The sequence below is a fragment of the Pseudomonas paralactis genome, from assembly GCF_001439735.1.
GTDB lineage: Bacteria > Pseudomonadota > Gammaproteobacteria > Pseudomonadales > Pseudomonadaceae > Aquipseudomonas > Aquipseudomonas paralactis.
In genome coordinates this window covers 764,274-786,796 of sequence record NZ_JYLN01000002.1, presented here as the reverse complement: position 1 = coordinate 786,796, position 22,523 = coordinate 764,274, and the positions used below count along the sequence as shown (strand labels likewise).

General features: G+C 60.5%; 19 protein-coding genes. 10 read left to right on the top strand and 9 right to left on the bottom strand.

The features are described 5' to 3' along the window. The 3 genes from TX23_RS07785 to TX23_RS07775 all read right to left on the bottom strand — a co-directional run bounded on the left by TX23_RS07785 (position 1) and on the right by TX23_RS07775 (position 2,272). On the bottom strand, positions 1-960 hold the full coding sequence (locus TX23_RS07785) for a YbgA family protein (protein WP_057701683.1): 960 nt from the start codon (positions 958-960) through the stop codon (positions 1-3). Positions 961-1,073: 113 nt separating this feature from the next. Next, complete coding sequence (locus TX23_RS07780) at positions 1,074-1,289, bottom strand: TIGR02450 family Trp-rich protein (RefSeq protein WP_057701682.1); 216 nt, start codon at positions 1,287-1,289, stop codon at positions 1,074-1,076. Further along, on the bottom strand, positions 1,286-2,272 hold the full coding sequence (locus TX23_RS07775) for an NAD(P)/FAD-dependent oxidoreductase (RefSeq protein WP_057701681.1): 987 nt from the start codon (positions 2,270-2,272) through the stop codon (positions 1,286-1,288). The genes TX23_RS07780 and TX23_RS07775 overlap by 4 nt, the downstream gene beginning before the upstream one ends. A 212-nt stretch (positions 2,273-2,484) precedes the next feature. On the opposite strand from TX23_RS07775, the gene TX23_RS07770 reads away from it, so the two are divergent. Next, on the top strand, positions 2,485-3,384 hold the full coding sequence (locus TX23_RS07770) for a TIGR01777 family oxidoreductase (protein ID WP_057701680.1): 900 nt from the start codon (positions 2,485-2,487) through the stop codon (positions 3,382-3,384). A 14-nt stretch (positions 3,385-3,398) separates the two neighbouring features. Then, on the top strand, positions 3,399-4,424 hold the full coding sequence (hemH, locus tag TX23_RS07765; protein WP_057701679.1) for a ferrochelatase: 1,026 nt from the start codon (positions 3,399-3,401) through the stop codon (positions 4,422-4,424). Between the two features lie 67 nt (positions 4,425-4,491). Here hemH and TX23_RS07760 read toward each other — a convergent pair whose 3' ends face one another. Both TX23_RS07760 and algW read right to left on the bottom strand, forming a co-directional pair. After that, positions 4,492-6,588: a TonB-dependent siderophore receptor gene (locus tag TX23_RS07760; RefSeq protein ID WP_057701678.1), complete on the bottom strand. Its 2,097-nt coding sequence runs from the start codon at positions 6,586-6,588 to the stop codon at positions 4,492-4,494. Positions 6,589-6,699: 111 nt separating this feature from the next. Next, complete coding sequence (gene algW / locus TX23_RS07755; protein ID WP_057701677.1) at positions 6,700-7,860, bottom strand: Do family serine endopeptidase AlgW; 1,161 nt, start codon at positions 7,858-7,860, stop codon at positions 6,700-6,702. A gap of 101 nt (positions 7,861-7,961) precedes the next feature. Here algW and TX23_RS07750 point away from each other — a divergent pair, with 101 nt between their 5' ends. The 3 genes from TX23_RS07750 (at position 7,962) to cysN (ending at position 11,804) form a co-directional block, all read left to right on the top strand. Further along, positions 7,962-8,720, top strand: coding sequence for a Nif3-like dinuclear metal center hexameric protein (locus tag TX23_RS07750; protein ID WP_057701676.1), 759 nt, complete (start codon positions 7,962-7,964; stop codon positions 8,718-8,720). A gap of 258 nt (positions 8,721-8,978) precedes the next feature. Beyond that, on the top strand, positions 8,979-9,896 hold the full coding sequence (cysD, locus tag TX23_RS07745) for a sulfate adenylyltransferase subunit CysD (RefSeq protein WP_017137614.1): 918 nt from the start codon (positions 8,979-8,981) through the stop codon (positions 9,894-9,896). Positions 9,897-9,905: 9 nt separating this feature from the next. After that, the gene (cysN, locus tag TX23_RS07740) at positions 9,906-11,804 is read left to right on the top strand and encodes a sulfate adenylyltransferase subunit CysN (protein WP_057701675.1); all 1,899 of its coding nucleotides are present in this window, start codon (positions 9,906-9,908) and stop codon (positions 11,802-11,804) included. A gap of 107 nt (positions 11,805-11,911) precedes the next feature. Here the strand turns inward: cysN and TX23_RS07735 are convergent, their stop codons facing one another. The 3 genes from TX23_RS07735 to TX23_RS07725 all read right to left on the bottom strand — a co-directional run bounded on the left by TX23_RS07735 (position 11,912) and on the right by TX23_RS07725 (position 15,281). Beyond that, on the bottom strand, positions 11,912-12,811 hold the full coding sequence (locus TX23_RS07735) for an acyltransferase (RefSeq protein WP_057701674.1): 900 nt from the start codon (positions 12,809-12,811) through the stop codon (positions 11,912-11,914). Continuing rightward, entirely contained in the window at positions 12,812-14,911 is a 2,100-nt protein-coding gene (gene pta / locus TX23_RS07730) for a phosphate acetyltransferase (protein WP_057701673.1), read from the bottom strand. A 79-nt stretch (positions 14,912-14,990) separates the two neighbouring features. Then, positions 14,991-15,281, bottom strand: coding sequence for a DUF3565 domain-containing protein (locus tag TX23_RS07725; RefSeq protein WP_057701672.1), 291 nt, complete (start codon positions 15,279-15,281; stop codon positions 14,991-14,993). Here TX23_RS07725 and TX23_RS07720 point away from each other — a divergent pair. Further along, positions 15,280-15,765, top strand: a complete 486-nt coding sequence (locus TX23_RS07720) for an FKBP-type peptidyl-prolyl cis-trans isomerase (RefSeq protein WP_003171645.1) — start codon at positions 15,280-15,282, stop codon at positions 15,763-15,765. The two genes, TX23_RS07725 and TX23_RS07720, sit on opposite strands and share 2 nt — an antisense overlap. Positions 15,766-16,043: 278 nt before the next feature. Here TX23_RS07720 and rpsT read toward each other — a convergent pair whose 3' ends face one another. Continuing rightward, positions 16,044-16,322 carry a 30S ribosomal protein S20 gene (gene rpsT / locus TX23_RS07715; RefSeq protein WP_003188401.1) on the bottom strand — a complete coding sequence of 93 codons (279 nt, stop codon included), beginning with the start codon at positions 16,320-16,322 and terminating at the stop codon, positions 16,044-16,046. A 253-nt stretch (positions 16,323-16,575) separates the two neighbouring features. Between rpsT and murJ the strand changes: the two genes are divergently transcribed. The 4 genes from murJ to lspA all read left to right on the top strand — a co-directional run bounded on the left by murJ (position 16,576) and on the right by lspA (position 22,523). After that, positions 16,576-18,114 (top strand): murein biosynthesis integral membrane protein MurJ, encoded by a 1,539-nt coding sequence (murJ, locus tag TX23_RS07710; RefSeq protein WP_057701671.1) that lies wholly within the window; start codon positions 16,576-16,578, stop codon positions 18,112-18,114. A gap of 119 nt (positions 18,115-18,233) precedes the next feature. Continuing rightward, positions 18,234-19,172, top strand: a complete 939-nt coding sequence (gene ribF, locus TX23_RS07705; RefSeq protein ID WP_057701670.1) for a bifunctional riboflavin kinase/FAD synthetase — start codon at positions 18,234-18,236, stop codon at positions 19,170-19,172. A 14-nt stretch (positions 19,173-19,186) separates the two neighbouring features. Beyond that, the gene (gene ileS / locus TX23_RS07700; RefSeq protein ID WP_057701669.1) at positions 19,187-22,018 is read left to right on the top strand and encodes an isoleucine--tRNA ligase; all 2,832 of its coding nucleotides are present in this window, start codon (positions 19,187-19,189) and stop codon (positions 22,016-22,018) included. After that, positions 22,011-22,523, top strand: coding sequence for a signal peptidase II (lspA, locus tag TX23_RS07695; protein WP_003188406.1), 513 nt, complete (start codon positions 22,011-22,013; stop codon positions 22,521-22,523). Before ileS ends, lspA begins: the two co-directional genes overlap by 8 nt.

The window sequence follows — 22,523 nt, the reverse complement described above, 5'->3', positions numbered from 1 at the left end:
TTATATCGCATTACGCAGGCTGAGGTTTTCCGGGTGCGGTTGCAGGTAGGCCTGCTGCGCAATGTAACGATCCGGGTGTTGGCGAAAGTGGTGCTTGAGCAGGGTCAGTGGCACCACCAGCGGTACGATGCCCTGGCGGTACTGGCCGATCACTGTTTGCATTTCCTGTTTGTCATCGGCGCTGATGGCCTGCTTGAGATAGCCGCTGATGTGTTGCAGTACATTGCTGTGGGTGCCGCGCGTGGCGCACTTTTTCAAACCCGCCATCAGCTCGCTGAAATAACCATGGGCCAAAGCCTGGAGGTCGACGTCCTTGCCCATGCTGCCGAGCAAGTGACCCAGGCTTTTGTAATGCACCGGGCTGTGGGCCATCAGCAGGTATTTGTAGCGCGAGTGGAAGGTCAGCAGGCCGTGGCGGGTGAGCCCCTCGGCCAGCAATTTTTGCCAGGTGGCGTACACGAATACACGGGTCAGGAAGTTTTCCCGCAGCACAGGGTCGTTCAGCCGACCGTCTTCTTCCACCGGCAGGTTGGGGTGGCGTGCGCAAAACGCCTGGGCATAAATGCCGCGCCCGCCACCGTCAACGGGCGTGCCGTTGGCGCGGTACACCTTGACCCGCTCCAGACCGCAGGATGGCGACTTTTGCATGAAGATATAGCCGCACAGGTCGGTGTGTGCCTGGGCCATCTGCTGACCGTAGTCGTGCAGTGGCTGCGTGACGTTGAGTTCACGGTTTACCGTGCCAACGGCTTGTGGCTGCGCAGGGTCACCCACCAGGCGGATTGGCTCGCGGGGGATGCCCATGCCAATGGCGACTTCAGGGCACAACGGCACGAAGTCGAAGTAGTCGCTGAGCGTCTGGGTGCACAGCAGAGACTGTTTATGCCCGCCGTTAAAGCGCACGTTCTCGCCAAGAAGGCAGGCGCTGATGGCGATCTTCGGTTTTGTACTCCTGGACATACCCAAAACCTCTGCAAGAATCCTGTACAAGTTATAAAACTTGTACAACTAAACCTCATCATAGATTCGATGTTGTACAAGTCAAATAGTTTGTAGAGGTTTTTTCTGCAGCGTTACTTCCAGCCGATTTTCCACTGTTCGGCGTTTTGCAGGGTTTGCCAGGGCAGGCGTTCAGCGCGCCGGGTCAGCACGGCTTGCAGTTCGATTTCCAGCACCGTGCCTTCGTCGTCACGAAACAACTCGGTGACCAGAAAATGTTTTTCCTTGTTGCGTGGCTGTGCTGCCGTCCATTTCGACAGCAGCAACTTGCTGGGGTTGAGGCGGTTCATTGCAGGTGTTCGATCAAGCGTCGCGCCGCTTCCTGGCCACTGAGCCAGGCGCCTTCCACCCGGCCCGAGAGGCACCAGTCGCCGCAGACGAACAGGCCCAGGTCGGCATCGGCCAGTACACCAAACTCATGGCTGCCCGACGGGCGAGCGTAGAGCCAGCGGTGGGCCAAACTGAATGACGGCGCGGGCATGGCGCTATGCAACAGTTCAGCGAAGGCGCCGTGCAGATGCTCGATTACCGCTTCCTTGGGCAGGTCCAGGTGGGCCTTGCTCCAGGCGCTGGTGGCGTGCAGCACCCAGGTGTCGAGGGTGGTGTCGCGCCCGGGTTTGCTGCGGTTGCGTGCCAGCCAGTCAAGGGGGCTGTCTTGCACGAAGCAGCCTTCCATCGGCGTATCCAGGGGCTTGTCGAAGGCCAGTGCAATGGCCCAGGTCGGATCCATTTTCACCCCGGCGGCGGCACTTGCCAGCTTGGGGGCAGCGGCCAGCAGGGCGGTGGCCTGCGGGGCCGGCGTGGCGATGACCACATGGCTGAAGGGGCCATGACTGTCACCGTCGGCGTCGAGCAGGTTCCAGTGCTGCGTGCCCTGGAACACCTCGGTGATGCGGCAACCGAACTCCACCGGCAGGTCATCGAGCAATGCACGGGTGATGGCGCTCATGCGCGGTGTACCGACCCAACGAATCTGTTCATCGGGGGAGGGAGTCAGTTGTCCGGACTTGAAGTTGTACAGCTGGGGTTTCCACTGTTCGGCCCAGCCGTTGCTTTGCCAGCGCTGTACTTCGTTGACGAAGCGTCGGTCGCGGGCGGTGAAATACTGTGCGCCCATGTCCAGCGCGCCGGCATCGCTGCGCTTGCTGGACATGCGGCCACCGCTGCCGCGGCTTTTATCGAAGAGTTGCACTGCGTGGCCCGCGTCTTTTAACGCTCGGGCGGCGGAGAGACCGGCGATGCCGGTACCTATGATCGCGATGGGGACAGTCATGGGAGGCCTCGTTTTACCGTTGGGTACAGACTACGCCGACACCAATAGCTGTACAATATTGTTTTTTGGTATAAGTTTTGGCGTGCCTGATTGTGTGGCGTGACCTATGGTTAAGCTCAGGCTTTAACGCGCGTCACGCTCGATTATCAAATTGATCCCTGCTTATAAAATAGACCAGTGAGCGGCGGCGAACGTTACATGAGGAGAGTCCCATGCATATTTTGCTGACCGGCGGTACCGGCCTGATTGGTCGTCAACTCTGCCAACACTGGCTCGCCCAGGGCCATCGCCTGACGGTGTGGAGCCGGCAACCGGAAACGGTCGCCAGGCTCTGCGGCGAACAGGTACTTGGGGTGGGTCGCTTGCAAGAGGTGATTGGCGCGGTGGACGCGGTGGTCAACCTGGCCGGTGCGCCCATTGCCGACCGGCCCTGGACCCACAAGCGCAAGGCATTGCTGTGGAGCAGCCGTATCAACCTCACCGAAACCCTGCTGGCCTGGATCGAAAGCCTGGAGCAGAAACCGCCGGTACTGATCTCCGGCTCCGCCGTGGGTTGGTACGGCGACGGCGGTGAGCGCGAACTGACCGAAGCCAGCGGCCCGGTGCTGGACGATTTCCCCAGCCAGTTGTGCATTGCCTGGGAAGAAACCGCCCAGCGTGCCGAAGCCTTGGGCGTTCGCGTGGTGCTGGTGCGGACCGGGTTGGTACTGGCGGCCGAGGGCGGCTTTTTGTCGCGCCTGTTGCTGCCCTTCAAACTGGCACTGGGCGGGCCGATCGGCACGGGTAGGCAGTGGATGCCATGGGTGCATATCAAGGATCAAATCGCCCTGATTGATTTTCTTCTGCACAAGACTGACGCCAGCGGTCCTTATAATGCCTGCGCGCCACACCCGGTGCGCAATCGCGAGTTTGCCAAGACCCTCGGCCAGGTGTTGCACCGCCCGGCATTCATGCCGATGCCGGCGTTTGCACTGAAGGTTGGGTTGGGCGAATTGTCTGGTTTGTTGCTGGGCGGGCAGAAGGCCTTGCCTGAACGACTGCTGGCGGCGGGTTTCACTTTCCAGTTCACTGAGTTGCGTGCGGCTCTGGACGACCTGTCCAGCCGCCTCTAAAGATAGGATGTTGCATGACCGATCACGCGTTGTTACTGGTCAACCTGGGCTCGCCAAAGTCCACCTCCGTGGCCGATGTGCGCAGCTACCTCAATCAGTTCCTGATGGACCCTTATGTGATCGACCTGCCATGGCCGGTGCGGCGTTTGCTGGTGTCGCTGATCCTGATCAAGCGCCCGGAGCAGTCTGCTCATGCCTATGCGTCGATCTGGTGGGATGAGGGCTCGCCGTTGGTGGTGCTGAGCCGTCGCCTGCAGCAGCAAATGACCGCTCAGTGGACCCAGGGCCCGGTGGAGCTGGCGATGCGTTATGGCGAGCCGTCGCTGGAAACCGCCCTGACACGGCTGGCCGCCCAGGGTATCGGCAAGGTGACACTGGCGCCGCTGTATCCGCAGTTTGCCGACAGCACCGTGACCACGGTGATAGAAGTAGCCAAGCGCGTGGTGCGCGACAAGAAACTGAGTATTCAGTTTTCGATCCTGCAGCCTTTTTACGACCAGCCCGAGTACCTCGATGCCCTGGCGGCGAGTGCGCGCGCTTATGTGGAGCAGGATTACGATCACTTGCTGCTCAGTTTCCATGGCTTGCCTGAGCGTCATCTGACCAAGCTCGACCCCACGGGCCAGCACTGCTTCAAGGATGCCGACTGCTGCAAGAACGCATCCCCTGAAGTGCTTGCCACCTGTTATCGCGCGCAGTGCTTCAGCGTGGCGCGGGACGTAGCCGAGCGGCTGGGCTTGCCGGAGGGTAAATGGTCGGTGGCGTTCCAGTCCCGCCTGGGCCGGGCCAAATGGATCGAACCCTACACCGAGGCACGCCTTGAGGCATTGGCCCAGCAAGGCGTGAAGAAGCTGCTGGTGATGTGCCCTGCGTTTGTCGCCGATTGCATTGAGACGCTGGAGGAAATTGGTGATCGCGGTCGCGAGCAATTTCGTGAAGCGGGGGGCGAGGAGTTGGTGTTGGTGCCTTGCCTGAATGATGAGCCGCAGTGGGCGGCAGCCCTTAATACCCTGTGCGAACGGGCGCCGACGACGCTGTAACCCGGGCCGGATTAAGATCAAAATGTGGGAGGGGGCAAGCCCCCTCCCACATTTTGTCCTATGTTTGTCAGAGGTTGAGGGTCAAGCTGACCGTGAGGTTGCGCGGTTCACCAGGGTTGGCCCAGTACCTGCTGTAGGACCGCTCGTAGTACTTCTCATCGAACAGGTTATTCAGGTTCAGCCCCACAGTGACATTCTTGGTGGCCTTGTAGTGGGCCAGCAAATCCACGGTGTGGTAGGCAGGCAGTTCGAAGCTTGTGCCCGCTTCACCGGAGCGGTCCCCTACATAAGTAAACGCCGCCCCTACGTCTGAACCGCGCAACATCCCATCCTGAAATTCGTACACGCCCAACAGGCTGCCGCTGCGCTTGGCGACACCGAGAATACGGCTGCCCGTGGGGATGGCTTTGTCGCCCTTGGTCACTTCGGCGTCGATGTAGGCCAGCGCGCCGATCACGCGCAGGGCGTCGGTCACTTGCCCGGTCACTTGCAGGTCGAAGCCCTGGCTGCGGGCCTTGCCAATGGCGCGGTCGGTGTTGGTCGCCGGGTCCAGGGTCAGCACGTTTTCCTTTTCGATATGAAAGGCCGCCAGGGTGGCGCTGAGGCGCTCGTCAAACAGCTCGCTTTTGATACCCACCTCATAGCCCACGCCTTCTTCTGGCTTAAAGGATTTGCCGCCGGCATCCAGGCCGCTATTGGGCTTGAACGAGGTGGATGCGTTGGCAAATACCCCGACTTGCGGCGTGAGCTGATAGAGCAGGCCGGCGCGTTGGGTCAGGGCGTCGTGGGTCTGGCGGCTCTTGGCGTGGTTGCGGGCGAAATTGTCGGTGCTCTGTTCGAAGTGCTCGAAACGCGCACCGATCATGCCGCGCAGGCGGTCGGTGAAAATGATCTGGTCTTGCAGGTTCAGCGCGTGGCTTTTGGTCTGTTCGAAGAAATCGGTGCCGGAGCGTTCTCCGTTGGGTTTGGACTGGCCGTAGACAGGGTTGTAGATATCGATGAGGTAACGACTGCCGCCGATGGTGGTGACGCGTTCTTTTTTGCGGTAATCCTCGTATTCGGTGCCGATCAGCAGTTCATGCTGCCAGCTGCCGATATCGAACAGCCCGCGCAGTTCCAGCTGGGTGATGCTGTCATGCCAACCGGTGGAGCGCTCACGATAGCGACGGTTGACGGTGTGGCCACCCCCATTCAACGCACGGCTTTCCGACGCATCGCCCCACAGGCTGCCCTGCTTGTAGTGACTGGCCAGACGCAGCTTCCAGGCGTCGTTGAGGTGATGTTCCAGCGCGGCCTGGATGCGGTTGTTGTGGTTGCGAATATTGCCGTCGTTGGGCTCGCCGAGGAAGGTGGAATGGGACATGCCGGTATCGGCGACGATGCCCCGGTCGAAGGTGGAGCTGTGGCGCACGAATTCGCTTTCGACCAACAGCTGGGTGTCCGGGCTCAACTGCCAACTGAGCGAGGGCGCCACGAATACACGCTTGGCGTCTACGTGATCGCGAAAGCTGTGGTTGTCTTCAACGGCCAGGTTCACCCGCGTCAGCACGCGTCCCTCGCTGTCCAGCGGCGTATTCACATCCAGCGCCGTGCGGTAGCGGTCCCAACTGCCGGCACTGGTTTGCAAGGTAGTGAACGCTTCGGGCTGGGGTTTCTTGGTGACGATATTCACTGTGCCGCCAGGATCGCCACGCCCATACAGGCTGGCGGCGGGGCCTTTGAGAACTTCAATGCGTTCGATATTCGCAGTGTCCGGCGTACTGGGGTAACCGCGGTTGGCGCTGAAACCGTCCTGGTAGAACTCGGACGTGGTGAAGCCGCGCACGCTGTATTCGTAGAGGGTCAGGCCACCAAAGTTGTTTTGCTTGGACACGCCGCCGGCAAAGTCCAGGGCGCGCTCCACGCTGGTACTGCCCAGGTCTTTGAGCACCGTGGCCGGGATCACGCTGATCGATTGCGGTATGTCGCGCAGGGCGGTATCGGTCTTGGTGGCACTGGCCGAGCGCGTGGCGCGATAGCCCTGGACCGGGCCGGTGGCCGACTCATACGCCTCCGAGGTCACGCTGATGGTGTCCAGTTCCAGGGTGTTGTCTTCGGCGTAGGCAGGGTCGAGCAGCAAACCCAGGGCCAGACCGGCCAGGGGCACAAACTTTCGAGACGGCATGAGAGAGCGTTCCAATAGCGATATTGAAACAATATAACATGCCTAATGAGAATGAGTCGCTACGAACGTAAACTTGCCAGTGCCCGCGAGCGGGCACTTGGGTCGTATCGGCTACTGCTCTTCTTTTATCGGTGCGGTTGCCGGCGGCGGACGCAGGCCGATTTCCGCCGAGAGCTTGATCTCCTTGCCGTTGCGCATGACCTGGATCGCCACCTTGTCGGTTGGCTTGATCCGCGCGACCTGGTTCATCGACTTGCGGCCATCACCGGCCGGTGCGCCGTCGATGCTGAGGATTACATCGCCCAACTCCAGCCCGGCTTTCTGCGCCGGGCCATCGCGGAAGATCCCGGCAACCACGATGCCAGGGCGTCCGGTCAGGCCGAATGACTCGGCCAGTTCCTTGGTCAAGGGTTGCACTTCAATGCCCAGCCAGCCGCGAATGACCTGGCCGTGTTCGATGATTGACTTCATCACTTCCATCGCCAGCTTTACCGGGATCGCAAAACCGATGCCTTGTGAGCCGCCGGACTTGGAGAAAATCGCGGTATTGATGCCGGTCAGGTTGCCATTGGCGTCCACCAGCGCACCGCCGGAGTTGCCGGGGTTGATGGCGGCGTCGGTCTGGATGAAGTCTTCGTAGCTGTTAAGGCCCAACTGGTTGCGCCCGGTGGCGCTGATGATGCCCATGGTAACCGTCTGGCCCACGCCGAACGGGTTACCGATAGCCAGCGCTACGTCACCTACGCGCAAACCGTCGGAGCGGCCGAGGGTGATTGATGGCAGGTTCTTCAAGTCGATCTTGAGTACCGCGAGGTCGGTTTCCGGGTCGCTGCCCACCACACGCGCCAGGGTTTCGCGGCCATCACGCAGGGCGACCACGATCTGGTCGGCGCCGGTAGTCACGTGGTTGTTGGTGAGGATGTAGCCTTCGGGGCTCATGATCACTCCGGAACCCAGGCTGGACTCCATGCGGCGCTGCTTGGGGCCGTTATCACCGAAATAGCGGCGAAACTGCGGGTCTTCGAACAGCGGGTGCGCCGGTTTGTTGATGACCTTGGTGGTGTACAGGTTGACTACCGCAGGGGCTGCGATAGTGACCGCGTCGGCATAGGTGACCGGGCCCTGCACCACCGTGTTGGTTTGCGGCGCTTGTTGCAGGTTCACATCCAGGGTCGGCAGGCCCACCCATTGGGGATAACGCTGAATAATCAGCATCGCGATCAGCACGCCAGCCAACAATGGCCATCCAAAAAAACGCAGTGCCTTGAGCATCAAGTAAGTCCTGACAGGTTGCAGGGGGCGGGCGAGCGCCCATAATGTCGCGCATTATACGAGGCTGCGACGCCTGCGAACCGGATATTTAGGAGTCTTTTATGGCCGTGCCCCTTACCACCCTCGTCGAGGAAGCCGACCGCTACCTTGGCAGTGCCAAAATCGCCGATTATTGCCCCAATGGCCTGCAGGTCGAGGGCCGCCCGCAGGTGATGCGCATCGTCAGCGGCGTGACCGCAAGCCAGGCGCTGCTGGACGCCGCTGCCGAAGCCAAGGCCGACCTGATACTGGTACACCATGGTTATTTTTGGAAGGGTGAGAGGCCGTGCATCACCGGCATGAAGCAGCGCCGCCTGAAAACCCTGCTCAAGCACGACATCAGTCTGTTGGCCTACCACCTGCCATTGGACCTGCACCCCGAGGTGGGCAATAACGTGCAGTTGGCCAAGCAACTGGACATCACCGTCGAAGGCCCATTGGACCCAAGCAACCCCAAGATTGTCGGGCTGGTCGGGTCGCTGGCCGAACCCTTGTCACCGCGTGATTTTGCCCGCCGTGTGCAGGCTGCGATGGGGCGCGAACCGCTGCTGATCGAAGGCAGCCAGATGATCCGCCGCGTCGGCTGGTGCACCGGAGGTGGCCAGGGCTATATCGACCAGGCAATTGCCGCCGGAGTCGACCTGTACCTGAGCGGCGAGGCCTCCGAGCAGACCTTCCACAGCGCCCGTGAAAACGACGTCAGCTTCATTGCTGCCGGTCATCACGCCACCGAGCGCTATGGGGTGCAGGCGCTGGGTGACTACCTGGCGCGGCGCTTTGCCCTGGAGCATTTATTTATCGATTGCCCCAACCCGATCTGATGGCTCTCCCTTGTAGGAGCGAGCTTGCTCGCGAAAAAACCGAGAGCGCCGCGTTCATCCAGAATGCCCGCGTTATCGTTAACGATCTTCGCGAGCAAGCTCGCTCCTACAAGTGTCCGAGCGCCCAAACCCGGGGGTATATTCATATACCGTTTCGATCTAGAAGGCGCCCTGAATAGAAGAAGGTGCTGTGCTAGCATGCCCCGCTCGAACACGGCCCGCCTGGCCGTCCATAAGATCGTTTTTCCGTGAGTAACCATGGTCGACAAACTGACGCATCTGAAACAGCTGGAGGCGGAAAGCATCCACATCATCCGCGAGGTCGCCGCCGAGTTCGACAACCCGGTGATGCTCTACTCGATCGGTAAAGACTCCGCCGTGATGCTGCACCTGGCGCGCAAGGCTTTCTTCCCGGGCAAGCTGCCGTTCCCTGTGATGCACGTCGACACGCGCTGGAAATTCCAGGAAATGTACAAGTTCCGCGACAAAATGGTCGAAGAGCTTGGCCTGGACCTGATCACTCACGTCAACCCGGACGGCGTGGCGCAGGGTATCAACCCCTTCACCCACGGCAGTGCCAAACACACCGATATCATGAAGACCGAAGGCCTCAAGCAGGCGCTGGACAAGCATGGTTTCGACGCAGCGTTCGGCGGCGCCCGTCGCGATGAAGAGAAGTCCCGTGCCAAAGAGCGCGTGTACTCGTTCCGCGACAGCAAGCACCGCTGGGACCCGAAGAACCAGCGCCCGGAGCTGTGGAACGTCTACAACGGCAACGTCAACAAGGGCGAGTCGATCCGCGTGTTCCCGCTGTCCAACTGGACCGAGCTGGACATCTGGCAGTACATCTACCTGGAAGGTATCCCGATTGTGCCGCTGTACTTCGCCGCCGAGCGCGACGTGATCGAGAAGAACGGCACGTTGATCATGATCGACGACGACCGCATCCTCGAACATCTTTCCGACGAAGACAAAGCCCGCATCGTCAAAAAGAAAGTCCGTTTCCGTACCCTCGGCTGCTACCCGTTGACGGGCGCGGTGGAGTCCGAAGCCGAGACGCTGACGGACATCATTCAGGAAATGCTCCTGACGCGAACTTCCGAGCGCCAGGGCCGTGTCATCGACCACGATGGTGCAGGCTCGATGGAAGACAAAAAACGTCAGGGTTATTTCTAAGGGGCTGTCATGTCGCACGTATCTGATTTGATCAGCGAGGACATCCTCGCCTACCTGGGCCAGCACGAGCGCAAAGAGATGTTGCGCTTCCTGACCTGCGGCAACGTCGATGACGGCAAGAGCACCCTGATCGGGCGCCTGCTGCACGACTCCAAGATGATCTACGAAGATCATCTGGAAGCCATTACCCGAGACTCGAAAAAGTCCGGCACCACCGGCGATGACATCGACCTGGCGTTGCTGGTCGATGGCCTGCAGGCCGAGCGTGAACAGGGCATCACCATTGATGTTGCCTACCGCTACTTCTCCACCGCCAAGCGCAAGTTCATCATCGCCGATACCCCCGGCCATGAGCAGTACACCCGCAACATGGCCACTGGTGCGTCCACCTGTGACCTGGCGATCATCCTGATCGACGCCCGCTACGGCGTGCAGACCCAGACCCGTCGCCACAGCTTTATTGCCTCGTTGCTGGGCATCAAACACATCGTGGTGGCCATCAACAAGATGGACATCAACGGCTTTGACCAAAGCGTATTCGAGTCGATCAAGGCCGATTACCTGAAGTTCGCCGAAGGCATCGCGTTCAAGCCAAGCACGTTGGCTTTCGTGCCGATGTCGGCGCTCAAGGGCGACAATGTGGTGAACAAGAGCGAGCGTTCGCCCTGGTACACCGGCCAGTCGCTGATGGAGATCTTGGAGACTGTCGAGATCGCCAACGACCGCAACTACACCGACCTGCGTTTCCCGGTGCAGTACGTCAACCGCCCGAACCTGAACTTCCGTGGGTTTGCCGGCACTCTTGCCAGCGGCATTGTGCACAAGGGCGACGAAGTCGTGGTGCTGCCGTCGCGCAAGCGCAGCCGGGTCAAGTCCATCGTCACCTTTGAAGGTGAGCTGGAGCACGCAGGCCCGGGTCAGGCCGTAACCCTGACCATGGAAGACGAGATTGATATCTCCCGTGGCGACCTGTTGGTGCATGCCGACAATGTGCCGCAAGTGACCGATGCGTTCGACGCCATGCTGGTGTGGATGGCTGAAGAGCCGATGCTGCCGGGCAAGAAGTACGACATCAAGCGCGCTACCAGCTACGTGCCGGGTTCCATCACCAGCATCGTGCATCGCGTGGACGTGAACACCCTGGCCGAAGGCCCGGCGAGTTCGCTGCAGCTCAACGAAATTGGCCGGGTCAAGGTCAGCCTTGATGCCGCCATTGCCTTGGATGGCTATGACAGCAATCGCACGACCGGTGCCTTTATCGTCATCGACCGTTTGACCAACGGCACCGTGGCCGCCGGCATGATCATCGCGCCACCGACCAGCCAGGGCGGGGCAGCGCAGCACGATAAATTGGCACACGTGGCCACTGAAGAACGTGCCCTGCGTTTCGGCCAGCAGCCGGCTACCGTGTTGTTCAGCGGCTTGTCGGGCGCCGGCAAAAGCACGTTGGCCTATGCGGTTGAGCGCAAGCTGTTCGACATGGGCCGGGCGGTGTTCGTACTGGACGGCCAGAACCTGCGTCACGACCTGAACAAAGGGTTGCCGCAGGACCGTGCCGGGCGTACCGAAAACTGGCGCCGTGCGGCTCATGTGGCGCGTCAGTTCAACGAAGCTGGCTTGCTGACCCTGGCAGCCTTCGTTGCTCCTGATGCCGAAGGCCGCGAACAGGCCAAGGCGCTGATCGGCAGCGATCGCCTGCTGACCGTCTACGTGCAGGCGTCGCCGCTGGTATGTGCCGAGCGTGATCCGCAAGGGTTGTATGCAGCCGGTGGGGATAACATCCCTGGCGAGTCCTTCCCGTACGACGTGCCGTTGAATGCCGACCTGGTGATCGACACCCAGGCCTTGTCGCTGGAAGACAGTGTCAAGCAAGTGCTGGAGTTGTTGCGTCAGCGCGGCGCGATCTAAGCTTTATTGCCGCACAAAAAAGCCCGCCACCGAGTGATCGGTGGCGGGCTTTTTACCTATTCTCAAATGTGAACTCGGTCAATGTGGGGGCTGGCTTCCACCGGTGATCAGCGGCTGGCCGGAAAGTCTTTGTGAAGCTGCTCCAGCAATGCATCCTTGTCTTGCCATAACTGGTTGATCCAGCCCTGGAACGCCAACCGATACTCCCCGTCCTGCTCATAGTTCTTGCCGATGAACTCAGTGGGGATCTGCACTTCTTCAAACTGCACGACCACCTCCTTCACATTCCCGCACAGCAAATCCCAGTAGCCCGGGCGTCCGGCAGGGTAGTGAATGGTCACATTCACCAATGATTTGAGCTGCTCGCCCATGGCATCCAGCACAAACGCAATGCCGCCAGCCTTGGGCTTGAGCAAATAGCGAAATGGGGAGTTCTGCTGCGCATGTTTGCCCGGCGTAAACCGCGTGCCCTCGGCAAAGTTGAAAATACCCACCGGGTTGTCGCGAAACTTCGCGCAGGTCTTGCGGGTGGTTTCCAGGTCCTTGCCCTTCTTTTCCGGGTGTTTCTCCAGATAAGCCTTGGTGTAGCGCTTCATGAACGGAAAGCCCAGCGCCCACCACGCCAAACCAATCACCGGCACCCAGATCAGCTCTTGCTTGAGGAAGAACTTCAGCGGACGAATACGCCGATTGAGCACGTATTGCAGCACCATGATGTCGACCCAGCTCTGGTGGTTACTGGTCACCAGATAGGAATGCTGATAATCCAGGCCTTCAAGGCCGCTCAAGTGCCAGCGTGTGCGGCGTACCAGGTTCATCCAGCCCTTGTTGTTGGTCACCCAGGCTTCGTGGGTGTGGTTCATCAGCCATTCGCTGAAGCGTTTGGCGAAGGGCAGAGCCTTGAACAGCGCGACGATAAACAGGAACGAACACAACAGGATCGTGTTCAGCGCCAGCAACAGCGAAGCGATCACTCCGCGTACGGCGGCAGGTAGAAAATCCAGCATTTAGATATCCATAGGTCGGTTGGCGGCTTGGATCGCAGTCAGCGCGATGGTGTACACGATGTCGTCTACCTGGGCGCCGCGCGGCAGGTCGTTGACCGGTTTGCGCAGGCCCTGGAGCATCGGCCCCAGGCTCACGCAATCGGCGCTGCGTTGCACGGCTTTGTACGTGGTGTTGCCGGTGTTCAGGTCGGGGAACACGAACACCGTCGCCTTGCCGGCCACCTGGCTGTTGGGCGCCAATTGCCGGGCCACGCTTTCATTGGCTGCGGCGTCGTATTGCAGCGGGCCATCGATCAGCAGCGAGCTTTGTTGTTCGTGGGCGAGCAGCGTGGCTTCGCGGACCTTTTCCACTTCTTCACCGCTGGCCGAATCACCGCTGGAATAGCTGATCATCGCCACCCGTGGGGTGATGCCGAACGCGGCGGCCGAGTCGGCGCTTTGCAGAGCGATTTCCGCCAGTTCCGCAGCGCTTGGGTGCGGGTTCATCACGCAGTCGCCGTATACCAGCACCTGCTCGGGGAACAGCATGAAGAACACCGACGACACCAGGGTGCAGCCCGGCGCGGTTTTGATCAGCTGCAGCGCCGGGCGAATGGTATTGGCAGTGGAGTGGATAACGCCGGAAACCAGGCCATCCACTTCGTCCAGGGCGAGCATCATGGTGGCGATTACTACCGTGTCTTCAAGCTGCTGCTCGGCCATGGGCGCGTTGAGGCTCTTGGTCTTGCGCAAGGCAACCATCGGCTCGACATAGCGCTGGCGAATCAGGTCCGGGTCAAGGATCTCCAGGCCCTCGGGCAGCTCGATACCCTGGGCGCGGGCAACCGCTTCCACATCCGCCGGTTTGGCCAGCAGCACGCAGCGGGCAATGCCTCGGGCCTGGCAAATGGCGGCGGCTTGCACCGTCAACGGCTCGCAGCCCTCGGGCAACACGATACGCTTGTTGGCGGCCTGGGCCCGTTGGATCAACTGGTAGCGGAACACCGCCGGCGACAGGCGCATCTCTCTGGGCGTGCCACACCGCTGGTGCAGCCAGCGCGCATCGAGGTGGCTGGCGACGAAGTCCGTGATGATCTCCGCGCGCTCGCGGTCATCAATGGGGATTTCCTTGTTGAGGCTGTTGAGCTGGTTGGCGGTGTCGTAGGAGCCGGTGCTCACCGACAGCACCGGCAGCCCGGCCTGGAAAGCGCCACGGCACAAATCCATGATGCGCGGGTCGGGCAGGGTGTCGCTGGTCAGCAGCAGGCCGGCCAGCGGTACGCCGTTGATCGCGGCCAGGCTGACGGCGAGGATGATGTCGTCGCGATCGCCGGGGGTGACCACCAGCACACCGGGCTTGAGCAGCTCCACGGTGTTGCGCATGGTGCGGGCGCAGATGATGATCTTGGTCATGCGCCGGGTTTCGTAGTCGCCGGCGTTGAGGACTTGCGCACCCATCAGGTCGGCCACATCGCGGGTGCGCGGGGCATTGAGTTCGGGCTGATAGGGGATGCAGCCAAGCAGACGGAAATCACCGCTGCGCAACAACGGCGAGTGCTCTTTGAGGCGCGCCGAGAACGCCTCCATGCTTTCGTCGGTGCGCACCTTGTTGAGGATCACGCCCAGCACTTTAGGGTCTTTGGGGCCGCCGAACAGTTGGGCCTGCAATTCCACGCGGCCAGAGAGCTCGGTAAGGACTTCGTTTTCCGGCGCCGAGACCAGGATCACTTCCGCATCCAGGCTCTTGGCCAGGTGCAGGTTGACCCGCGCGGCGTAGCTGGCGCTGCGGGTCGGCACCATGCCTTCGACGATCAGCACGTCTTTGCCTACGGCGGCCTGCTGATACAGGGTGATGATTTCTTCCAGCAGCTCATCGAGCTGACCGTCGCCGAGCATCCGCTCCACGTGGGCCAGGCCCAGGGGCTGTGGCGGCTTCAGGCCGTGGGTACGGGCCACCAGCTCGGTGGAGCGCTCCGGCCCGGTATCGCCCGGGTGTGGCTGGGCAATCGGTTTGAAGAAGCCGACTTTAAGGCCGGCCCGTTCCAGGGTACGCACCAGCCCAAGGCTGATGGAGGTCAGACCCACACCAAAATCGGTGGGCGCGATAAAAAAAGTCTGCATGCGAATTCTCTGGAGGTGCATGGCTTGGGTGGCGCTCTATGCGTGAGCGCCTACCGCGAATCAGGCGTCAAGGTTATCGTTATTCGCGCACTTGCGCACACCAGCCGCACGCAAAGGGTTGGCCTATTTTTTCAAGGCGTTGAGCAGCGTCGATGACCCAGGCTCGCGACTGCCATGGCGGCTGGTGGCGCAGGTGCTGGGTGTGGCCGCAGGACAGTTCGGCAACCCAGTGCAGGTCGTCGTCCTGGTGGAATCCGGTGATGATAGAGACCGTTGGTCGGCCCCGTCTGTCCGGGTTCTGTTCGCTTTCGGGCAAATCCTTGTTTAGACTTGTCCGTTCTTCATTCTTATGCAAAAGGTCTCGCCCCATGACGATCGCCGCTAACAAGGCTGTCTCCATCGACTATACCCTGACCAACGACGCTGGTGAGGTCATCGACAGCTCAGCCGGCGGCGCGCCGCTGGTCTACCTGCAAGGCGCAGGTAACATCATCCCAGGCCTGGAAAAGGCACTGGAAGGCAAGGCAGTCGGTGATGAACTGACCGTTGCCGTAGAGCCTGAAGATGCCTACGGCGAATACTCCGCCGAACTGGTCAGCACCTTGAGCCGCAGCATGTTCGAAGGCGTTGACGAGCTGGAAGTGGGCATGCAGTTCCACGCTTCCGCACCGGACGGCCAAATGCAGATCGTCACCATCCGTGATCTGGACGGCGATGATGTGACTGTCGACGGCAACCACCCTCTGGCTGGCCAGCGCCTGAACTTCCAAGTGAAGATCGTTGCCATCCGCGACGCTTCCCAGGAAGAAGTGGCTCACGGCCACGTCCACGGTGAAGGCGGTCACCACCATTGATTGTGGTTTGATCAATCGGTAGCAAAAACGCCCCGACTGGTTCGGGGCGTTTTTTTTGCCTTGAGAATATTCCCGGTCACCTTTCTGTAGGAGCGAGCTTGCTCGCGAAAAACCTGAGAACCCCGCTGGGCGCTAGGCTTCCCGCGTCATCGTTAACGATCTTCGCGAGCAAGCTCGCTCCTACAGTTTTCAGGGGCAAACAAAAATGCCCCGGACCTTTCGGTACGGGGCATTTCTTAACTGTTACGCAACCTGGGCTGCGTGGCAGTTGTTACCACTTAGGCTGCAGCAGGAACGCTCAGAGCCTTGATGTGGCCATTCAGGCGGCTCTTATGGCGAGCGGCCTTGTTCTTGTGGATGATGCCTTTATCGGCCATACGGTCGATAACTGGCACGGCCAGAACGTAAGCAGCTTGAGCTTTTTCAGCGTCTTTGGTGTCGATGGCTTTAACTACATTCTTGATGTAGGTACGAACCATGGAACGCAGGCTGGCGTTGTGGCTGCGACGCTTCTCAGCCTGTTTTGCACGTTTTTTGGCGGAAGGTGTGTTGGCCACCGTCGAGCTCCTCGAAAGACTTTTTAGGAAATAGCAAACAAAATAGGCCGCGAATCATGCCGATGACTTGATGGGTTGTCAAGGGCGGCTGATGCGAACTGCTGAGTGGTCGATCTGAAGAGGCGGGTGATTTATTTCCGGCGCTTGACCTGTAAACTCGCGAGCTTTGGCTCTGTGCTGTTGCAGGCGCGCAGTATCGCATAAGTAGGCGCTTTGTTCGCCTGCTCTTTATCTATAGGCGCAAACTCTTTCAATGAATCTGCTTAAATCGTTGGCTGCGGTCAGCTCTATCACGATGATCTCCCGGGTTTTGGGGTTTGTGCGTGACACTCTGCTGGCGCGCATCTTTGGCGCCAGTATGGCCACGGATGCCTTCTTTATTGCCTTCAAACTCCCCAACCTGCTGCGGCGGATCTTCGCCGAAGGTGCGTTTTCCCAGGCGTTCGTGCCGATTCTGGCCGAATACAAGACCCAGCATGGCGAGGAGGCGACCCGTACGTTCGTCGCCTACGTCTCGGGCCTGCTGACGCTGGTGCTGATGCTGGTCACCATCGTCGGGATGCTCGCCGCGCCTTGGGTGATCTGGGCCACGGCGCCCGGTTTTGCCAACACACCGGAAAAGTTCGCACTGACTACTGATCTGCTGCGGGTGACCTTTCCTTATATATTGCTGATTTCCCTGTCGTCGCTCGCCGGGGCGATCCTCAATACCTGGAATCGTTTCTCGGTACCGGCCTTTGTGCCGACCTTGCTGAATGTCAGCATGATTATTTTTGCGCTGTTCCTCACGCCGTATTTCGACCCTCCGGTCATGGCCCTGGGTTGGGCGGTGCTGGCCGGCGGCCTGGCGCAGTTGTTGTACCAACTGCCGCACCTGAAAAAAATCGGCATGCTTGTACTGCCGCGCCTGAACCTCAAGGACACCGGCGTCTGGCGTGTGATGCGTAATATGTTGCCGGCGATCCTCGGAGTGTCGGTCAGTCAGATTTCGCTGATCATCAACACCGCGTTCGCCTCGTTGCTGGTGTCCGGGTCGGTATCGTGGATGTATTACGCCGACCGTCTGATGGAGTTGCCATCCGGTGTGCTTGGCGTGGCATTGGGCACGATCCTGCTGCCAACCCTGGCGCGCACCTATGCCAGCAAGGATCGTCAGGAGTATTCGCGCATTCTCGATTGGGGCCTGCGTCTGTGCTTTCTATTGGTGTTGCCATGCGCGCTGGCCCTGGGAATCCTCGCCGAACCGCTGACGGTCTCGCTGTTTCAATACGGGCAATTCGATGCACATGACGCCTTGATGACTCAGCACGCGCTGGTTGCCTACTCTGTCGGCCTGCTCGGTATTATCGTGATCAAGGTGCTGGCGCCGGGCTTCTACGCACAGCAAAACATCCGCACGCCGGTGAAGATCGCGATTTTCACGCTGATCGTCACACAGTTGCTCAACCTGCTGTTTATCGGTCCGTTGGCCCATGCCGGGCTGGCGCTGGCGATCAGTGCCGGTGCCTGTATCAATGCCGGCCTGTTGTTTTATCAGCTGCGCAAGCAGCAGATGTACCAGCCGCAGCCGGGTTGGGGAATGTTCACGCTCAAGTTGCTTGTGGCGGTGGCCGCAATGTCCGCGGTGCTGGTGGGGCTGATGCAGGTGATGCCGGCCTGGGGGGATGGCGATATGCTGGAGCGCTTCATGCGCCTGGGTGTATTGGTAGTCGCGGGCGTGGCGGTGTACTTCGGAATGTTGCTGTTGCAGGGTTTCCGCCTGCGTGATTTCAATCGCAAGTCGTTGGGATAGAGAGTTTGCCGCGATAAAACGGTTGTTTTATCGATTCGACCCATTTGGCCTGCGCTGTTGCCTGTCGTCCGGGGCTGGGTGTGGTTATAATCGACCACTTTATGAGCAAGAAGCGCGTTATGCAGCTGGTTCGAGGTCTCCACAACCTGCGCCCCGAGCATCGGGGCTGCGTCGCCACTATTGGCAACTTTGACGGTGTTCACCGTGGCCACCAGGCTATCCTGGCAAGGTTGCGCGAGCGTGCGGTCGAGTTGGGCGTGCCCAGCTGCGTGGTGATTTTTGAGCCACAACCGCGGGAGTTCTTTACCCCGCAAACGGCGCCGGCTCGTTTGGCGCGCTTGCGCGACAAGCTGCAGCTGTTGGCGGAGGAGGGCGTTGACCGCGTCCTCTGCCTGGCGTTTAACCAGCGCTTGCGCAGCCTCAGCGCCGCCGAGTTCGTCGACCGCATCCTGGTCGATGGCCTGGGTGTGCAACATCTGGAGGTCGGCGACGACTTCCATTTCGGTTGTGACCGGGTCGGGGATTTCGATTTCCTGCAACATGCCGGCGTCAACCAGGGTTTTACCGTCGAGGCCGCGCAAACCGTCGAACTGGACGGCCTGCGTGTGAGCAGCACCCAGGTGCGTAATGCTCTGGCTGCCGCCGACTTCGACTTGGCCGAGCGTTTGCTCGGTCGCCCGTTCCGCATTGCCGGGCGGGTACTGCACGGCCAGAAGCTGGCGCGCCAATTGGGCACGCCAACTGCCAACGTGCAACTCAAGCGCCGCCGTGTGCCGCTGACCGGGGTTTACCTGGTCAGCGTCGACATCGACGGCCAATCGTGGCCGGGAGTCGCCAATATAGGCGTCAGGCCCACGGTTGCAGGTGATGGCAAGGCCCACCTGGAAGTTCACCTTTTGGATTTTGCCGGTGATTTATACGACCGGCGTTTGACGGTGGTTTTCCACCAGAAGCTGCGTGAAGAGCAGCGTTTCGCCTCCCTGGAGGCGTTGAAAACGGCGATCAATGCGGATGTCGCCGCCGCCCGTGCACTAGCCGCACCTAGCGCCCATCGCTAACCGAAGAGCCTTAAATGACCGACTATAAAGCCACGCTAAACCTTCCGGACACCGCCTTCCCAATGAAGGCCGGCCTGCCACAGCGCGAACCGCAGATCCTGCAGCGCTGGGACAGTATTGGCCTGTACGGAAAGTTGCGCGAGATTGGCAAGGATCGTCCGAAATTCGTCCTGCACGACGGCCCTCCTTATGCCAATGGCACGATTCACATCGGTCATGCGCTGAACAAGATTCTCAAGGACATGATCCTGCGCTCGAAAACCCTGTCGGGCTTCGACGCGCCGTACGTTCCGGGCTGGGACTGCCACGGCCTGCCGATCGAACACAAAGTCGAAGTGACCTACGGCAAGAACCTGGGCGCGGACAAAACCCGCGAACTGTGCCGTGCCTACGCCACCGAGCAGATCGAAGGCCAGAAGTCCGAATTTATCCGCCTGGGCGTGCTGGGCGAGTGGGACAACCCCTACAAGACCATGAACTTCAAGAACGAGGCCGGTGAAATCCGCGCCTTGGCTGAAATCGTCAAGGGCGGTTTCGTGTTCAAGGGCCTCAAGCCCGTGAACTGGTGCTTTGACTGCGGTTCGGCGCTGGCCGAAGCGGAAGTTGAGTACGAAGACAAAAAGTCCTCGACCATCGACGTGGCCTTCCCGGTCGCCGACGACGCCAAGCTGGCCGAGGCTTTTGGCCTGGCGAGCCTGGCCAAGCCGGCTGCCATCGTGATCTGGACCACCACCCCGTGGACCATCCCGGCCAACCAGGCGCTGAACGTGCACCCGGAATTCACCTACGCCCTGGTGGATGTCGGTGATCGCCTGCTGGTGCTGGCAGAAGAAATGGTCGAGTCGTGCCTGGCGCGATACGAGCTGCAAGGCTCGGTGATCGCCACCGCCACCGGCTCTGCGCTGGAGCTGATCAACTTCCGTCACCCGTTCTATGACCGCCTGTCGCCGGTGTACCTGGCTGACTACGTCGAGTTGGGTTCGGGTACCGGCATTGTCCACTGCTCGCCAGCCTATGGCGTGGACGACTTCGTGATCTGCAAGAAGTACGGCATGGTCAACGATGACATCATCAACCCGGTGCAGAGCAATGGCGTCTACGTGCCTTCGCTCGAGTTCTTCGGTGGCCAGTTCATCTTCAAGGCCGACCAGCCGATCATCGAAAAGCTGCGTGAAGTCGGTGCGTTGATGCAAACCGCCACCATCCAGCACAGCTACATGCATTGCTGGCGTCACAAGACCCCGCTGATCTACCGCGCTACGGCGCAGTGGTTTATCGGCATGGACAAAGAACCGACCAGCGGCGACACCCTGCGTGTACGCTCGCTCAAAGCCATCGAAGACACCAAGTTCGTCCCGGCCTGGGGCCAGGCGCGCCTGCACTCGATGATCGCCAACCGTCCTGACTGGTGCATCTCCCGCCAGCGTAACTGGGGCGTGCCGATCCCGTTCTTCCTGAACAAGGAAAGCGGTGAGCTGCACCCGCGCACCGTCGAGCTGATGGAAGTCGTGGCCCAGCGCGTTGAACAGGAAGGCATCGAAGCCTGGTTCAAGCTGGACGCCGCCGAGCTGCTGGGCGATGAAGCGCCGCTGTACGACAAGATCAGCGACACCCTCGACGTGTGGTTCGATTCGGGCACCACTCACTGGCACGTGCTGCGCGGTTCGCACCCGATGGGCCACGAGACCGGCCCGCGTGCCGACCTGTACCTGGAAGGTTCGGACCAACACCGTGGCTGGTTCCACTCGTCGCTGCTGACCGGTTGCGCGATCGACAACCACGCGCCGTACCGCGAGCTGCTGACCCACGGCTTCACCGTCGACGAGACGGGCCGCAAGATGTCCAAATCGCTGAAGAACGTGATCGAACCGAAAAAGATCAACGATACCTTGGGCGCCGACATCATGCGTCTGTGGGTGGCTTCTACCGATTACTCGGGTGAAATCGCCGTGTCGGACCAGATCCTGGCCCGCAGCGCCGACGCCTACCGTCGTATCCGTAATACCGCGCGCTTCATGCTGTCGAACCTGACCGGCTTCAACCCGGCCACCGACCTGCTGCCGGCCGAAGACATGCTCGCCCTTGACCGTTGGGCCGTGGACCGTACCCTGTTGTTGCAGCGCGAGTTGCAGGAGCACTACGGCGAATACCGCTTCTGGAACGTCTACTCCAAGATCCACAACTTCTGCGTGCAGGAGTTAGGCGGTTTCTACCTCGACATCATCAAGGACCGCCAGTACACCACTGGCGCCAACAGCAAGGCGCGCCGCTCGGCGCAGACCGCGCTGTACCACATCAGCGAAGCGCTGGTGCGCTGGATCGCGCCGATCCTGGCGTTCACCGCCGACGAACTGTGGGAATACCTGCCGGGCGAGCGTAACGAGTCGGTCATGCTCAACACCTGGTACGAAGGCCTGACCGAACTGCCGGCCGACTTCGAACTCGGCCGCGAGTACTGGGAAGGCGTCATGGCCGTCAAGGTTGCGGTGAACAAGGAGCTGGAAGTTCAGCGTGCGGCCAAGGCCGTGGGCGGCAACCTGCAAGCCGAAGTCACCCTGTTTGCCGAGGACGGCCTGACCGCCGACCTGGCCAAGCTGAGTAATGAGCTGCGCTTCGTGCTGATCACCTCCACCGCGAGTCTGGCACCGTTTACCCAGGCTCCGGCAGACGCGGTAGCTACCGAGGTGCCGGGCTTGAAGCTCAAAGTGGTCAAGTCGGCCTTCCCCAAGTGCGCTCGTTGCTGGCACTGCCGTGAAGATGTCGGCGTGAACCCTGAGCATCCGGAAATCTGTGGTCGTTGTGTCGACAACATCAGCGGTGAAGGCGAGGTTCGCCACTATGCCTAATGCAGCCAGTCGTTTCGGACGTCTGGGCTGGCTCGTACTGAGCCTGCTGGTTCTGGTCATTGACCAGGTCAGCAAGGCTCACTTCGAGGGCTCCCTGGAAATGTTCCAGCAAATCGTGGTGATCCCGGATTACTTCAGCTGGACCCTGGCCTACAACACGGGTGCCGCCTTCAGCTTCCTCGCTGACGGCGGCGGCTGGCAGCGCTGGCTGTTCGCGGTGATCGCCGTGGTGGTCAGTGCCGTGCTGGTGGTGTGGCTAAAGCGCCTGGGTCGCGACGACACCTGGCTGGCTATCGCGCTGGCCCTGGTGTTGGGCGGCGCGCTGGGTAACCTGTATGACCGCATCGCCCTGGGCCATGTGATCGACTTTATCCTGGTGCACTGGCAGAACCGCCATTACTTCCCGGCGTTCAACTTTGCCGACAGCGCCATCACCGTTGGTGCAATCATGCTGGCGCTGGATATGTTCAAGAGTAAGAAAACCGGAGAGACCGTCAATGACTGA

What these genes read in the sequence shown, in the direction of transcription:
- ileS (WP_057701669.1), top strand. Translation starts at nt 19,187, where the DNA reads ATGACCGACTATAAAGCCACGCTAAACCTTCCGGACACCGCCTTCCCA.
- hemH (WP_057701679.1), top strand. Translation starts at nt 3,399, where the DNA reads ATGACCGATCACGCGTTGTTACTGGTCAACCTGGGCTCGCCAAAGTCC.
- ribF (WP_057701670.1), top strand. Translation starts at nt 18,234, where the DNA reads ATGCAGCTGGTTCGAGGTCTCCACAACCTGCGCCCCGAGCATCGGGGC.
- cysD (WP_017137614.1), top strand. Translation starts at nt 8,979, where the DNA reads ATGGTCGACAAACTGACGCATCTGAAACAGCTGGAGGCGGAAAGCATC.
- TX23_RS07780 (WP_057701682.1), bottom strand. Translation starts at nt 1,289, where the DNA reads ATGAACCGCCTCAACCCCAGCAAGTTGCTGCTGTCGAAATGGACGGCA.
- TX23_RS07785 (WP_057701683.1), bottom strand. Translation starts at nt 960, where the DNA reads ATGTCCAGGAGTACAAAACCGAAGATCGCCATCAGCGCCTGCCTTCTT.
- murJ (WP_057701671.1), top strand. Translation starts at nt 16,576, where the DNA reads ATGAATCTGCTTAAATCGTTGGCTGCGGTCAGCTCTATCACGATGATC.
- TX23_RS07775 (WP_057701681.1), bottom strand. Translation starts at nt 2,272, where the DNA reads ATGACTGTCCCCATCGCGATCATAGGTACCGGCATCGCCGGTCTCTCC.
- lspA (WP_003188406.1), top strand. Translation starts at nt 22,011, where the DNA reads ATGCCTAATGCAGCCAGTCGTTTCGGACGTCTGGGCTGGCTCGTACTG.
- cysN (WP_057701675.1), top strand. Translation starts at nt 9,906, where the DNA reads ATGTCGCACGTATCTGATTTGATCAGCGAGGACATCCTCGCCTACCTG.
- TX23_RS07720 (WP_003171645.1), top strand. Translation starts at nt 15,280, where the DNA reads ATGACGATCGCCGCTAACAAGGCTGTCTCCATCGACTATACCCTGACC.
- TX23_RS07735 (WP_057701674.1), bottom strand. Translation starts at nt 12,811, where the DNA reads ATGCTGGATTTTCTACCTGCCGCCGTACGCGGAGTGATCGCTTCGCTG.
- TX23_RS07760 (WP_057701678.1), bottom strand. Translation starts at nt 6,588, where the DNA reads ATGCCGTCTCGAAAGTTTGTGCCCCTGGCCGGTCTGGCCCTGGGTTTG.
- algW (WP_057701677.1), bottom strand. Translation starts at nt 7,860, where the DNA reads ATGCTCAAGGCACTGCGTTTTTTTGGATGGCCATTGTTGGCTGGCGTG.
- TX23_RS07770 (WP_057701680.1), top strand. Translation starts at nt 2,485, where the DNA reads ATGCATATTTTGCTGACCGGCGGTACCGGCCTGATTGGTCGTCAACTC.
- TX23_RS07750 (WP_057701676.1), top strand. Translation starts at nt 7,962, where the DNA reads ATGGCCGTGCCCCTTACCACCCTCGTCGAGGAAGCCGACCGCTACCTT.
- pta (WP_057701673.1), bottom strand. Translation starts at nt 14,911, where the DNA reads ATGCAGACTTTTTTTATCGCGCCCACCGATTTTGGTGTGGGTCTGACC.
- TX23_RS07725 (WP_057701672.1), bottom strand. Translation starts at nt 15,281, where the DNA reads ATGGGGCGAGACCTTTTGCATAAGAATGAAGAACGGACAAGTCTAAAC.